Origin of the sequence: Sphingorhabdus profundilacus (assembly GCF_009769755.1) — a bacterium.
GTDB lineage: Bacteria > Pseudomonadota > Alphaproteobacteria > Sphingomonadales > Sphingomonadaceae > Sphingorhabdus_B > Sphingorhabdus_B profundilacus.
Window position 1 is genome coordinate 856,716 of sequence record NZ_SDWJ01000002.1, and the last position, 12,398, is coordinate 869,113.

Genomic DNA, 12,398 nt, shown 5'->3' on the forward strand with positions numbered 1-12,398 from the left:
TTTCCTAAAGTCCGTCCAGACCTTTACTTACCAATATATTCACCGAAACGCGGCGGTTTTGTGCCTTGCCTTCTTCGGTGTCATTGCTGGCAAGTGGATCGGATTCGGCCATTCCGGTCGGGGTCAGCATCCGGTAGGGTTTCCAGCGACATGCCTGTTGCAGATAGTTGATAACGCTGCTGGCGCGTTTTTCGCTAAGGGTCTGGTTATATTCTTCGCTGCCGACAGAATCGGTGTAGCCAACGACAAGCATCAGGGCATTATCTGTTGCTTCTGCCGTATTTGCGGTGGCGCAAAGTTCTTGTTTGGCTTGTGGCGACAACATGTGTTTTCCAGTGTCAAAATAGACGTTGGTCGTACCTTTGATGTTATACTTGTCGATATCACCCATACGACCGCGCAGTGCTTCAGTGGCAGCGGTTTGTTCGTCAAATTGCTGCGCTGTTCCATTGCGGATCATCGTGGCTGTCTTGAAATCATTGTTGCGGAATGTGATCTGGCTGGCAACTAATCCGGATCCGGATTGCAATGTCTTTACCGTCACCGGCAACCCATTGAGTAACGCATTGGGTGCAAGTTTGTTGCGATTTCCGGCAAAAAGGCCGCCGCCTGTTTTGATTTGAGTGGCGTCGGTGACGATGATGATCGTGCTGGCACCGTTTGTGGATGTGATTTTGATCTTGTCACCGTTTCTAGCCGAAATAATCCCTTTTATTTCTGGGCCTTTAGCCAAGGTGGCAAAATCTTCGATCGGTGTGCCTTCGACAATAATTGTGGGGTCGGCAGGTTGCTGTGCCACCACAATGGTGGATGATGTGGCACATAACATGCCAAACAGGGCGGTTAACTCCACCCTTTTCGTATTGATGTGCATAAATACTCCTTCATTCTAACATGGTCGTTTATATTTTTATCCGGTTCCAAGCCTTCCCTGTTGAACCTTTCTGACACATGAATGCCGATGGCTGGATGATGGTCTGTGCGGTTAATCTGCCCGCAAGGTGCGGCCAACCGTTAACGAACCCGTGGGAATGGGGGGTTCGCAAATAGTGTATTTAACCGTTCACGGCCTAGAGAGTTGACGTGAGCTGCCTTCGAGACTATTTAATCGGCTAAGCCCGTCCTGGGCGTGAGGCGCGATCCGTTTAACAACCGCGCTACCGATTTTCCTCTTCTACCGGTTGCTTTTTGAAACCGGTTCACCGACCGAGCCGCTGGCTCATCCATCATCAGGACTTTAGGGTCCGTCAACGGAATTATCTATGCATTTGAAAGAGCTGAAAAGCAAAAACCCTGCTGATCTCGTGTCGATGGCCGAAGAATTGGGGGTCGAGGGTGCCTCGACACTGCGAAAGCAGGACCTAATGTTCGCCATTCTCAAGGAATTGGCCGAAGATGGCGAGCAAATCATGGGTCTGGGCACGATCGAAGTACTGCCCGACAGCTTTGGTTTCCTGCGTTCGCCCGAGGCCAACTATCTGGCCGGACCGGACGATATCTACGTGTCGCCAAATATGGTGCGCCAATTCGGCCTGCGGACCGGTGATACGGTCGAAGGCGAAATCCGCGCGCCCAAGGATGGCGAGCGCTATTTTGCCCTGACCAAGGTCATGAAGATCAACTTTGACGACCCCGATGCCGTGCGGCACCGTGTCAATTTTGACAATCTCACACCGTTATACCCCGATGAAAAGCTGACGCTTGATTCGCTAGATCCCACCGTCAAGGACAAGTCGGCCCGGGTCATCGACATCGTTAGCCCGCAAGGCAAGGGCCAGCGCGCGCTGATCGTGGCGCCGCCGCGCACCGGTAAAACTGTCCTGCTGCAAAATATTGCCCGCGCCATTACCGATAACCATCCCGAGGTGTTTCTGATCGTGTTGCTGATTGACGAACGGCCTGAGGAAGTGACCGACATGCAGCGTTCGGTAAAGGGGGAGGTTGTCTCCTCCACCTTTGATGAACCGGCAACGCGCCATGTTCAAGTTGCTGAAATGGTGATTGAAAAGGCAAAGCGTCTGGTCGAGCATAAGCATGATGTCGTCATCCTGCTCGACTCGATCACCCGTCTGGGCCGCGCCTATAATACCGTCGTCCCCAGCTCGGGTAAGGTGTTGACCGGTGGTGTCGACGCCAACGCGCTGCAAAGGCCAAAGCGTTTCTTTGGTGCGGCGCGGAACATTGAGGAAGGCGGGTCGTTGTCAATCATCGCCACTGCGCTAATCGACACCGGCAGCCGCATGGATGAGGTTATCTTCGAAGAGTTCAAGGGCACCGGGAACTCGGAAATCGTGCTTGACCGCAAGGTTTCCGACAAGCGTATCTTCCCTTCGCTTGATGTCGGCAAATCCGGCACCCGCAAGGAAGAATTGCTGGTTGAGGAAGGTAAGCTCAAGAAAATGTGGGTGCTGCGCCGTATTCTCATGCAGATGGGTACCGTCGACGCGATGGAATTCTTGCTCGACAAGATGAAGGATTCGAAGACCAATGAGGATTTCTTCGATTCGATGAACCAGTAAAACATAAGGCTGGATATTATGTTTGAATTTCTGACTGCGACCGCGAGTGCCGCTTCGTCTTTGGGTGGGCCAACCGAAATCTGGGCTGCCATCGTCAAGGATTTCTCCAACATCGGCCAACCGGCGGCCTTTACAGCCTTTGTGCAGGTGTTGTTGATCGATCTCGTGCTGGCCGGCGACAATGCGATTGTCGTCGGCGCTTTGGCGGCGGGGTTGCCTGCGGACCAACGCAAGAAAGTCATCCTGATCGGGGTGCTTGCCGCCCTGGTGCTGCGAATCATCTTTGCGCTGATGGTTACATGGCTGTTGGGAATTGTCGGTTTGGTACTTGCGGGCGGCTTGTTGCTGTTGTGGGTGGCGTGGCGGATGTACCGCGATATTGCTGGCCATGCGGGAGAATCCGCCGGGTCGCCGGAAATTGCCGGTGATGAACATTCAGGCGTTAAATCCACCAAGACCTTTGCGGGGGCCGCCTGGGGCGTTGCCGTAGCCGATGTTTCAATGAGCCTCGACAATGTGCTCGCAGTAGCGGGCGCTGCGCGGGAGCATCCGGGTATCCTGATCGTCGGCCTGATCTTTGCAGTTGCGCTTATGGGCGTTGCCGCGAACATCATTGCCCAATATATCGAACGGTACCGCTGGATTGCATGGGTCGGTCTGGTCGTGATTGTCTATGTCGCCGGCAAGATGATCTGGGAGGGCTGGCATGAAGTACAGCCCCATGTGATGGAAATGGCATCCATGCTGCCCTTTTTCTCTGCAATTGCTTGATACGGCATAGGCTCTATAGTGATGCCGGTTCGAGGGAAGAGGAAGGAGGGCCAGCGCCCATGAAGATGAATATAGAGATTGATTGCTCACCCGAAGAAGCACGCGCCCTGCTGGGCTTGCCCGATGTGACCGAGGCAAATGAAGCCTATGTGCAGAATATCACCAAGTTGATGAAAGGCGCAGGCGGGATTGAGCAATTGCAGGAATTGGGCAAGCAAATCGCGCCGATGGGGCAGATGGGTCTTCAACTGTTTCAGCAGCTGATAGAAACAGGGGCGAAAGCTGCCTTTTCTGGTGTATCGCCAAAGGACAAGAAATAACCCGAAAAAATGCGCGCCACGGACACGATTTTCGCGCTGTCGAGTGGCGCTCCGCCTGCGGCTATTGCGGTGATGCGGATAAGCGGATCTAATGCCTTTTGTGCAGCCGAGGCCTTGGCGGGACGTGTTCCGGAATCGAGACGGGCATCTTTGGCTTTGCTGCGCGATGCAGCAGGGATGGAGCTGGATCGCGCCCTTGTTTTGGTCTTTCCCGGCCCAAACAGCGCGACGGGGGAGGATCTGGTGGAGCTGCATCTGCACGGCGGACGGGCGGTGGTGCGTGCCGTGTCTGCCGCGCTTGCGGCGTTTCCAGGCCTGAGGCCTGCAGAGGCAGGGGAGTTTACCCGGCGGGCTTTTTTGAACGGCCGGATGGATCTGAATGAAGCCGAGGGGCTGGCCGACCTTTTGTCTGCTGAAACCGAATGGCAGCGCCGGGCCGCGGGCGCGATGATGGGAGGGGCCTTTTCCCGACGGATCGAGCAATGGCGGCAGGAGGTGCTTGTCCTATCGGCACTGACTGAAGCGGAGCTTGACTTTTCCGACGAAGGGGATGTCGAGACGCAAAATAATCACAAAATATCAGAAGGTTGCAAGAAGCTTCATGACGCCATCCGCACCTTGGTCGAGGCCCCAGGAGTCGAGAAATTGCGCGATGGCTTGCGTGTTGTGCTGGGCGGCCCGCCCAATAGCGGCAAGTCGACACTTCTCAACGCGCTGGTCGCCCGTGACGCGGCTATTGTATCCGATATTGCCGGCACTACGCGCGATGTGATTGAGGTGCCGGTGTCGATCGGTGGCATGGCCTTCCTGTTTCTCGACACAGCGGGCCTTCGTGACGCAAGCGACGACCGGATCGAAGCGATCGGTATCGAACGCACCCGGGCCGCGATGGAGAGCGCCGACATCCTGTTATGGCTGGGGGAAGAGGGTACAGGACCCGACCGTCCGCATCTGGTGGAGATCGAGGCCAAGGCAGATGATCCCGCCCATCAGCGTAAGGGTTCACGAGCCGTGAAGGTTTCCGCGAAGACCGAAGAAGGACTAGCGGAACTTGTCGCCACCCTGACCGACACGGCCAAGGAGCTATTGCCCCCGCCGGATCAGTATGCGACCAATGCCCGTCAACGCGACCTGTTAGCCCAATGTGTCACCGCACTGGCCCAAGCCGCATCAGCGGAAGACTGGCTGATCACTGCCGAACATCTGCGTCAGTCACGCCTCGTTTTGGATGCGTTGACAGGGCGGGCGCACACCGAAGACCTGCTTGATACGCTCTTTGGCCGATTCTGCGTCGGAAAATAATCTGTTTCACGTGAAACACCCCCAACCACTTTGACCGCGCCGTCGCGCTGCGCTATGCGCGCGCCATGCGTAGTGATGTCGACATATTGGTTATTGGCGGAGGCCATGCGGGCACCGAAGCCGCAGCGGTTGCGGCGCGGATGGGTGTGCGTGTTGCTCTGGTCAATTTCGACAAGGCAACCATTGGCGCCATGTCCTGCAACCCGGCCATAGGTGGCCTGGGCAAGGGGCATCTGGTCCGTGAAGTGGACGCCTTTGATGGACTGATCGCGCGCGCTGCCGACGATGCGGCGATCCATTACCGGATGCTCAACGCCTCCAAAGGGGCGGCAGTGCAGGGGCCACGTATTCAGGCCGATCGTGCCCTGTTCAAGGCGTCCATCCAACGCCAGTTGGCAGCTTTACCGAATTTGACGATCGTCGAAGGCGAGGCAGCGGCGCTTCGTTTTGCACCGGACAATGTCCAGCGCGTTGTCGGTGTCGACCTAGCGGATGGCAGCAGCATTGGCTGCTCCGCCGTCATATTGGCGACGGGCACGTTTCTGGGTGGAAAATTGTTTCGAGGGGAAGAGCGTCTGGAAGGAGGCCGGATAGGCGAATCCTCGGCCCTCAAGCTGGCAGACCAGATTCGCGGCTCAGGTTTACCTATGGCCCGCCTGAAAACCGGCACACCTCCACGTCTGGATGGCCGGACCATAAATTGGGCCCAATTGGATGTGCAGCCGTCCGACGATGGGTCCTGGACCATGTCGCCGTTCACAGGGCGCCGCCATATCCCGCAGCTTTTCTGCGCCGTCAGCCGTACCAATAGCGAAACCCATGATATCATCCGCAGCGGTTTGGACCGGTCGCCGCTTTTTGGTGGGGACATTGCGGGGCAGGGGCCGCGTTACTGTCCCTCTATCGAAGATAAGATCTTCCGCTTTGGGGATCGCGACGGACATCAGGTATTTCTGGAGCCTGAAGCTCTGGACAGCTTCCTGATCTACCCCAACGGCATTTCCACATCGTTGCCGACCGATATCCAGATGGCCATGGTGCGGTCCATGGCCGGTCTTGAGCAGTGCGAGATTGTTGTCCCCGGCTATGCCGTGGAATATGATCATATAGACCCACGCGCGCTGGATAGCAGTCTCGCAGTCCGGGGCATTGAAGGTCTTTACTGTGCCGGACAAATCAACGGCACAACGGGTTATGAAGAGGCGGCTTCACAAGGTCTGATCGCTGGTATCGGTGCAGCATCGCGCTTTTTGGGTCGTGAAATGCCTGCACTGGACCGGTCGAACAGCTATCTCGCTGTCATGGTGGATGACCTGATCCTGCAGGGCGTCACAGAGCCATACCGGATGCTCACCGCACGTGCCGAATATCGCTTGCGGCTTCGCGCTGACAATGCGTCCACCCGGTTGACGCCTTTGGCCTTGCAATCGCGATGTGTAGGCGAAGAACGTACGCTTTGGTTTAACCAGCGCTTGTGGGAGAAGCAGGCCCTGGAAGCCGATTTCGCCCGGGATTTTTCAGCCGACCAATTGCTACGTCACGGCCTAGATGTGAAGCGCGATGCAGGCCGGATGTCGCTCTATGAGTGGCTCCGCTTTCCTTCGGTGACCGTCCGGGACCTTCTGGCTGTTTCACGTGAAACAACATGGGACGGGGATGAGACCTTGCTGGATGAGCTGGAGCAGGACGGGCGTTATGCCCCTTATATCGAGCGGCAAGAGAATGAAATTCGCGATATTGCCGCAAATGAAAAGGTCCTGCTGCCTGAATGGATCGACTATCGTTCTATTGCGGGTCTGTCGAACGAGATGGTGGAGCGACTGGATGCAGCACGTCCGGAAAATCTGGCGGCGGCCGCACGGGTCCGCGGTGTCACTCCGGCGGCGTTGGTTGCAATCATGGTCCATGCCAAACGGGCACAGCAGATCAGAGATGTGGCCGCATGATCGAAGCCGAAGCCCGCCACTGGCTGGAAGAGCATTTCACTGTTTCACGTGAAACAGAGGAAAAGCTTGAAGCCTTTATCGCCTTTTTGAAACGCGAGGCGGAGAGTCAGAATCTGATCTCCGCATCGACTCTGGATCATATCTGGGATCGCCATATTGTCGACAGTGCACAGCTTTTGCGCTTCTGCCCCGACGGTCCACTGACATGGATAGACCTTGGTTCCGGAGCTGGCTTTCCGGGGTTGGTCGTTGCCTTGCTTAGCCCGCATCGGGTAACCTTGGTGGAATCGCGTGGAAGGCGGATCGAATATCTCCAGCGCGCCATTGCCTTGCTTGATCTGGAATTGCAGGTCACTGTTGCAGGCATGCCGTTGGAGCGTTTTGAAACTGCTTCATATTCGGTCATCAGTGCACGGGCATTTGCCCCTTTGGACAAGTTGTTCGATCTTGCCGAAAGATTTTCCACAAATAAGACGTTATGGCTGTTACCAAAGGGCCGGAATGCGGCTAAGGAATGGGAAGGGGTTCAATCGGTCTGGAAAGGGGAATTCCGGATCGAGTCGAGTGTGACTGATGCCGAGGCGGGCATATTGGTCGGGCATTTGACCGGAAAAGGCGAAAAACACACCGCTGCGGCGGTCATGAGGCATCAGATACGATGATTCGAATTGCAATAGCGAACCAGAAAGGTGGTGTGGGGAAGACCACAACCGCTATCAATCTTGCGACAGCTTTAGCCGCAAGCGGTTGGCGCTGTGTTTTGGTGGATCTAGACCCGCAGGGCAATGCATCAACAGGGCTGGGGTTGAAACAAGCCGAACGCGTGCATAGCAGCTATGATCTTCTTCTGGGGGATGCATCTTTGAAAGATGCTGCCATACCTACGATGATTCCCAATCTCGATATTGTGCCTGCAACTGTCGATCTGTCCGGTGCCGAAATAGAGTTGGTGGAATATGAAGACCGGACCGGTCGCCTGAAATCCGCGTTTGATAAATCGGATGCAAATTGGGATATCTGTCTGATCGATTGTCCGCCGTCGCTGGGGTTGTTGACGATCAATTCGCTCGTTGCGGTGGATTCAATCCTCGTGCCTTTGCAATGCGAATTTTTTGCGCTGGAAGGTTTAAGTCAATTATTACAGACGGTTGAACGCATTCAAAAACGATTTAATCCCAATTTGGCCATATTAGGCGTGGCATTGACGATGTTTGACCGACGTAACCGGCTTACCGATCAGGTCGCCGATGACGTACGTAGCTGCCTGGGCGGTCTGGTGTTCGATACTGTCATTCCCCGTAATGTCCGCTTGTCAGAGGCGCCGAGTCACGGACTACCTGCACTGGTTTATGACCATCGCTGTTCGGGGTCAGAAGCATATATCAATCTGGCGCGCGAATTGATCGGACGCTTGCCTGCACGGGAAATGGCGGCATGAGTCCGGAAGACGCATTGGAAAAAGCACCCTTACGCAAGAAAATGGGGTTGGGTCGCGGCTTGGACGCCTTGTTGGGGGAAGCTATTCGCGATGTAGCGCCGGATGCAGCACCAAAGCCTGTGGCAAATTCGGTCATAAAGGGGGTAGCAATAGTTGCGGTGGGCGACATCCGGCCAAACCCCGATCAACCGCGTCGATATTTTTCGGATGAAAAACTGGACGAACTGGCGGCAAGTATTGGCCGCCATGGTATAATTCAGCCGATTGTTGTCCGACCTTTCGGTGAAGGCTATCAGATTGTTGCCGGCGAACGCCGTTGGCGCGCAGCGCAGCGTGCACAGATTCATGAATTGCCGGCGATTGTCCGCGATTTTGATGATGCCGAAACATTAGAAATCGCGCTTCTGGAAAATATCCAGCGGCAGGATCTGAACCCGATTGAAGAGGCGGAGGCCTATCGCAAGCTGACCGAATTATTCGGGCATAGCGCTGCAGCGCTGGCGGATCTGGTGCACAAATCACGCAGCCATGTGGCTAATATGATGCGACTGCTGGATTTACCTGTCACGATTCGGGAACTGGTGGTCGAAGAGAAATTGTCGATGGGTCATGCCCGTTCGCTTTTGGGCAGTGAAGACCCTGTCCGGCTGGCGATGATTGTCATCAAACAGGGTCTGTCGGTTCGTGCGACAGAGGCGCTGGTAAAAAAATGGCGTCCGGCCAAGCCCGGCGCTGGTGGAGGGTCGGCCCGGTCGGCAGGGTCCGACAGTGCCGATATCCATGCGGTAGAAACCCATTTGGGTGACCTTTTGGGACTAAAGGTGAAAATCAACCAGCGCAATTCAACCGGCGCCGGGTCAGTCACCTTTGAATATGGCAGCCTCGATCAACTGGACATGCTGTGCCAGCGGCTGACCGGGGAAAAATTCTGACGATTCAAAGGCGATGGGGATTGGTTTGCTTGGGAGTCAAGGAGACGATGGATATTTTCCGCAAAGGCCCGCGTGATGTTTTCGGGTTTCGCAAAAAGCGCCGAGATTGGAATTAAGCCGCACCGCTGTAGCTAGCGAACAAGTTCGCAAGTCTCACTCCTTTCCCGCAGGCGGGAAGGGAAGATTTCTTCACCCAAAATCATGCACCTTCTTTTTCACTTGAATCGTTGGGCTGCCATTACCAGTCGTTGCGCTACTGTCAGAAGGCAAAGAAGTGCAAAGGCATTTGCCAGCATCGGGAAATATGTCGGAAACAGGCAAAAGAGCGCGAAAAAGGCAATTGTTTCTCCGCCCTCCATCAGGCCGGTGGAATAAAGAAAGGCTTTGCGATCGAGACCAGTCTCGCTTTGCGCCTGTAACGCGGCGATCGCGGCAAAGGCGAGGAAACTGACGGCGGTGATCGTGAAACTTGCTACTAAAAGCAGTGCTGGCACGAGATTTGCGCCATTGGCCAAGCCAAAGGCAACGGGAATCGAAATGTAGAATACATAATCTGCCAGACTATCGAGATAACCACCCCATGCCGTGGGTCCGTTGATGCGGGCAACTGCGCCATCCAGACCATCAAGCGTCCGGCTTGCGGCGATCAGGCCAAGCGCCAACGGCATGTGGTTTCCCAAAATCGCCAAAGCCGCGGCCAATGCCACCAGCGCACCTGAATAGGTCAGGCTATTGGCCGAAAGCCCGGCGCGCGCCACGCGAATAGCCACATATTGCAAGGGTCGGTCGACCAGTTTACGCAGTTGCGTATCAAACATCGTGGGTCATTTCTTCGCCAGCTTTTCCTTAAGCCCGGCGAGCGCGCCAAAAGGACCGGATTCATCCTCTCCCTTGACGCCCGCCGCTTTGAGCAGTTCGTCGGCGTGGGGGCTGCGGGGATAGGGATCGAGTGCAAGGCCCAGCGACTGCGCCACAGCCTCGCCGAGGTCGATTATTTGGCCATCGTGGAACATGACATCGCAATCTTCGGAAGCCAGCTCAAACTCCGCTTCTTCTTCGATCCGGGGTTCGGGAATGAAGCGGATGACCATCGGTTCGGAAATGTCCGCCGGAACGGGCTCGCCGGTCGCAACGCAGATTTGCGCCAGTTGGGCGACCAGTTGACCTGATGCAAAAATGTCTGACCCTTCGGTGGTCATCGTTAAATCGGCCTCCAGCTTGCCCAGCGCGGCCAGATCGAACCTTTTTGCCAGAGCTGCGCGCTGCGCTTCATTGGCGGACAGATGGATGCTGCGCTTTTTACCGCCCAGTTCCGAAATCTTGAGTTCGTGACTGAATTCGCTGCCTGTTACCATGACGCATTGCCCGTCGCTAAATCATCAGGTGTTACTCGAAACAGAGTTTGTTCTATGGCGACAAGACCGTCACGGACATGCGCTATTGCCGCCGCGTCCACGTCGCCGCCGCGATAGATATTGCGTATTATCGCTGTATCCAGCCGGTCTTTATCTGCAAACGCCTCCCGAAATGCAGTGATTCGACCGCCGACAGCGCCCATGATCTTGCCGATATGCTTGCCCACGATCATGTCGCCAATACCAACCTCGCGCAATTGCCCGTCCATATCGTCAACCAGGACTTCGGTTAGATGCGCCATATTGCCGCCTTGGGCTTCATCCTGTTCCAGCCGCAGCAGAACCAAGGAAAACAAGGCGGCGATCATGTCGAAACGCCCATCAATGCTGTCCGGGACCTGCCCTGTTTCATACCAGTGCGGCTGGCGTGCTTTGGCGACAATCTGGGTATAAAGCGGCACGAGTTGCAGTTTCGGGTCGGCCTGCGCGGGACCGAAGATAGTTTTCCAAAAAGCCATGTGCCCCGTTTCCGTTCTACTCATCCGATATTCATCTGCCATTGCATATTGATATTGCGGGCCAAGGATGCAATGGCACAGCCTGAGTTTCGTACAATAGCGGAGAAGTTTATGCGCAAGTCGCAAATCATGGTTCTGGGCGCCTTGGCTGCCATATTGGCAATCACCCCGGGCTGTACACGCTTGCGCGCGCATCAGGGGTATATTGGTGACCAGACCTTATTAGGGTCTGTACAACCGGGTGTGGATAACAAGGAATCGGTGCAGGCGTCACTTGGACGTCCGACTTTTGTGGGGCAGTTCGATGCTAATGACTGGTATTATTACGCCCGAGACACACGCCAGCTCGCCTTTGCCCAGCCGACGGCCACTGAGCAATTTGTTCTGAAAATACGTTTCGATCCCGCCGGCAATGTCGCATCGGTTTCGAAAACCGGTAAAGAGTTGATCGCCAATATCAGCCCTGAAGGCGACAAAACGCCAACGCTGGGCCGCAACAAAAGCTTTTTTGAAGAAATATTCGGCAATATCGGCTCTGTTGGTGCTGGCGGCGGTCAGGGCAGTACCCCCAACAGCCCTAATTAAGCGAAGGGTCGCATCGCGGCTTTTTACGTTCATTCTGATTCGAATATGGCCGCTGCATGTTATGTTTTCGTTAACCATGACAGGCAGCAAAGCCTTATGATTTGGCGTGCATAAGCGATGGTGAATGCAGTGGGGCATTCTAACTTGATTTTGTCACGAAGGACCAGTATATGTTGAACAAGTCGAAAATCGCCATTGCTGGCGCAATCGCAGCTGCCGCTTTGGTTTCGACCGGTGCCAGTGCCGCTACCCAGACCGCAACTGCCGAAGTTGATATTCTTGCCGCTGTGCAGCTTGCACAGAATGATGGGCTTGATTTTGGCGTTGTGGCATCAAGCGCTGCAGCCGGTACGGTTACATTGCCGAACACATCGAACACACGCACCTGCTCGGCAGGCGTTACTTGCGTTGGTACAGCATTGCGCGGCCGCTTTACCGTTAGCGGTGCAACATCGGGTTATGTTGTAGGCGTTACCGTTCCTGCGTCGACAACGCTGACCTCGGGCGCGAACAGCATTGCGCTGACGCTTGCTCCTTCGATCACCTCGTTCACGTCGACCGGTGCCGCCGAAGTATTCTTCGTTGGTGGTTCGCTGGCGATTGGTGCAAACCAGGCCGCAGGTACCTATACCGGAACCTATAATGTTTCGGCTGATTACCAGTAAAACCTTCGCGCATCCAATTGCGCGATAAGGAGAGAGAACCCCCGGCA

Annotated in this window: 14 protein-coding genes; 10 read left to right on the forward strand and 4 right to left on the reverse strand. The window is 55.4% G+C overall.

Annotated features, from left to right (window positions below; translation table 11 throughout):
• Window positions 1–4: 4 nt before the first annotated feature.
• Window positions 5–874 carry an OmpA family protein gene (locus tag EUU23_RS11850; protein ID WP_160354295.1) on the reverse strand — a complete coding sequence of 290 codons (870 nt, stop codon included), beginning with the start codon at window positions 872–874 and terminating at the stop codon, window positions 5–7.
• Between the two features lie 388 nt (window positions 875–1,262).
• Between EUU23_RS11850 and rho the strand changes: the two genes are divergently transcribed.
• The 8 genes from rho to EUU23_RS11890 all read left to right on the forward strand — a co-directional run bounded on the left by rho (window position 1,263) and on the right by EUU23_RS11890 (window position 9,228).
• A complete protein-coding gene (gene rho / locus EUU23_RS11855; protein ID WP_158901520.1) occupies window positions 1,263–2,519 on the forward strand; it encodes a transcription termination factor Rho in 1,257 nt (418 codons plus the stop codon).
• A gap of 18 nt (window positions 2,520–2,537) precedes the next feature.
• A complete protein-coding gene (locus tag EUU23_RS11860; RefSeq protein ID WP_160354296.1) occupies window positions 2,538–3,290 on the forward strand; it encodes a YjbE family putative metal transport protein in 753 nt (250 codons plus the stop codon).
• 59 nt (window positions 3,291–3,349) lie between these two features.
• The gene (locus tag EUU23_RS11865) at window positions 3,350–3,610 is read left to right on the forward strand and encodes a DUF6489 family protein (RefSeq protein WP_160354297.1); all 261 of its coding nucleotides are present in this window, start codon (window positions 3,350–3,352) and stop codon (window positions 3,608–3,610) included.
• Between the two features lie 9 nt (window positions 3,611–3,619).
• Window positions 3,620–4,912 (forward strand): tRNA uridine-5-carboxymethylaminomethyl(34) synthesis GTPase MnmE, encoded by a 1,293-nt coding sequence (gene mnmE, locus EUU23_RS11870; RefSeq protein ID WP_160354298.1) that lies wholly within the window; start codon window positions 3,620–3,622, stop codon window positions 4,910–4,912.
• A 65-nt stretch (window positions 4,913–4,977) separates the two neighbouring features.
• A complete protein-coding gene (gene mnmG, locus EUU23_RS11875) occupies window positions 4,978–6,858 on the forward strand; it encodes a tRNA uridine-5-carboxymethylaminomethyl(34) synthesis enzyme MnmG (protein WP_160354299.1) in 1,881 nt (626 codons plus the stop codon).
• Window positions 6,855–7,520 carry a 16S rRNA (guanine(527)-N(7))-methyltransferase RsmG gene (gene rsmG / locus EUU23_RS11880; protein WP_160354300.1) on the forward strand — a complete coding sequence of 222 codons (666 nt, stop codon included), beginning with the start codon at window positions 6,855–6,857 and terminating at the stop codon, window positions 7,518–7,520. Before mnmG ends, rsmG begins: the two co-directional genes overlap by 4 nt.
• A complete protein-coding gene (locus tag EUU23_RS11885) occupies window positions 7,517–8,296 on the forward strand; it encodes a ParA family protein (protein WP_160354301.1) in 780 nt (259 codons plus the stop codon). Before rsmG ends, EUU23_RS11885 begins: the two co-directional genes overlap by 4 nt.
• Window positions 8,293–9,228, forward strand: coding sequence for a ParB/RepB/Spo0J family partition protein (locus EUU23_RS11890; RefSeq protein WP_160354302.1), 936 nt, complete (start codon window positions 8,293–8,295; stop codon window positions 9,226–9,228). The genes EUU23_RS11885 and EUU23_RS11890 overlap by 4 nt, the downstream gene beginning before the upstream one ends.
• A gap of 215 nt (window positions 9,229–9,443) precedes the next feature.
• Here EUU23_RS11890 and EUU23_RS11895 read toward each other — a convergent pair whose 3' ends face one another.
• Genes EUU23_RS11895 through EUU23_RS11905 form a run of 3 tightly spaced genes read right to left on the reverse strand, consistent with a single transcriptional unit; the run spans window position 9,444 to window position 11,101 of the window.
• On the reverse strand, window positions 9,444–10,046 hold the full coding sequence (locus EUU23_RS11895; protein ID WP_160354303.1) for a CDP-alcohol phosphatidyltransferase family protein: 603 nt from the start codon (window positions 10,044–10,046) through the stop codon (window positions 9,444–9,446).
• A 6-nt stretch (window positions 10,047–10,052) separates the two neighbouring features.
• Window positions 10,053–10,583, reverse strand: coding sequence for a YceD family protein (locus EUU23_RS11900; RefSeq protein WP_160354304.1), 531 nt, complete (start codon window positions 10,581–10,583; stop codon window positions 10,053–10,055).
• Window positions 10,577–11,101, reverse strand: coding sequence for a ubiquinol-cytochrome C chaperone family protein (locus EUU23_RS11905; protein WP_160354305.1), 525 nt, complete (start codon window positions 11,099–11,101; stop codon window positions 10,577–10,579). Before EUU23_RS11905 ends, EUU23_RS11900 begins: the two co-directional genes overlap by 7 nt.
• Before the next feature lie 111 nt (window positions 11,102–11,212).
• Between EUU23_RS11905 and EUU23_RS11910 the strand changes: the two genes are divergently transcribed.
• The gene (locus EUU23_RS11910; protein WP_246156443.1) at window positions 11,213–11,686 is read left to right on the forward strand and encodes an outer membrane protein assembly factor BamE; all 474 of its coding nucleotides are present in this window, start codon (window positions 11,213–11,215) and stop codon (window positions 11,684–11,686) included.
• Window positions 11,687–11,856: 170 nt separating this feature from the next.
• Window positions 11,857–12,351 (forward strand): DUF4402 domain-containing protein, encoded by a 495-nt coding sequence (locus tag EUU23_RS11915; protein ID WP_160354307.1) that lies wholly within the window; start codon window positions 11,857–11,859, stop codon window positions 12,349–12,351.
• Window positions 12,352–12,398 lie beyond the last annotated feature (47 nt).

Bases quoted from the DNA above. Each gene is read 5' to 3' on its own strand.
- rsmG (WP_160354300.1), top strand. From the start codon at position 6,855: ATGATCGAAGCCGAAGCCCGCCACTGGCTGGAAGAGCATTTCACTGTT.
- EUU23_RS11910 (WP_246156443.1), top strand. From the start codon at position 11,213: ATGCGCAAGTCGCAAATCATGGTTCTGGGCGCCTTGGCTGCCATATTG.
- EUU23_RS11900 (WP_160354304.1), bottom strand. From the start codon at position 10,583: ATGGTAACAGGCAGCGAATTCAGTCACGAACTCAAGATTTCGGAACTG.
- mnmE (WP_160354298.1), top strand. From the start codon at position 3,620: ATGCGCGCCACGGACACGATTTTCGCGCTGTCGAGTGGCGCTCCGCCT.
- EUU23_RS11905 (WP_160354305.1), bottom strand. From the start codon at position 11,101: ATGGCTTTTTGGAAAACTATCTTCGGTCCCGCGCAGGCCGACCCGAAA.
- EUU23_RS11890 (WP_160354302.1), top strand. From the start codon at position 8,293: ATGAGTCCGGAAGACGCATTGGAAAAAGCACCCTTACGCAAGAAAATG.
- EUU23_RS11915 (WP_160354307.1), top strand. From the start codon at position 11,857: ATGTTGAACAAGTCGAAAATCGCCATTGCTGGCGCAATCGCAGCTGCC.
- EUU23_RS11865 (WP_160354297.1), top strand. From the start codon at position 3,350: ATGAAGATGAATATAGAGATTGATTGCTCACCCGAAGAAGCACGCGCC.
- rho (WP_158901520.1), top strand. From the start codon at position 1,263: ATGCATTTGAAAGAGCTGAAAAGCAAAAACCCTGCTGATCTCGTGTCG.
- mnmG (WP_160354299.1), top strand. From the start codon at position 4,978: ATGCGTAGTGATGTCGACATATTGGTTATTGGCGGAGGCCATGCGGGC.
- EUU23_RS11850 (WP_160354295.1), bottom strand. From the start codon at position 874: ATGCACATCAATACGAAAAGGGTGGAGTTAACCGCCCTGTTTGGCATG.
- EUU23_RS11860 (WP_160354296.1), top strand. From the start codon at position 2,538: ATGTTTGAATTTCTGACTGCGACCGCGAGTGCCGCTTCGTCTTTGGGT.
- EUU23_RS11895 (WP_160354303.1), bottom strand. From the start codon at position 10,046: ATGTTTGATACGCAACTGCGTAAACTGGTCGACCGACCCTTGCAATAT.
- EUU23_RS11885 (WP_160354301.1), top strand. From the start codon at position 7,517: ATGATTCGAATTGCAATAGCGAACCAGAAAGGTGGTGTGGGGAAGACC.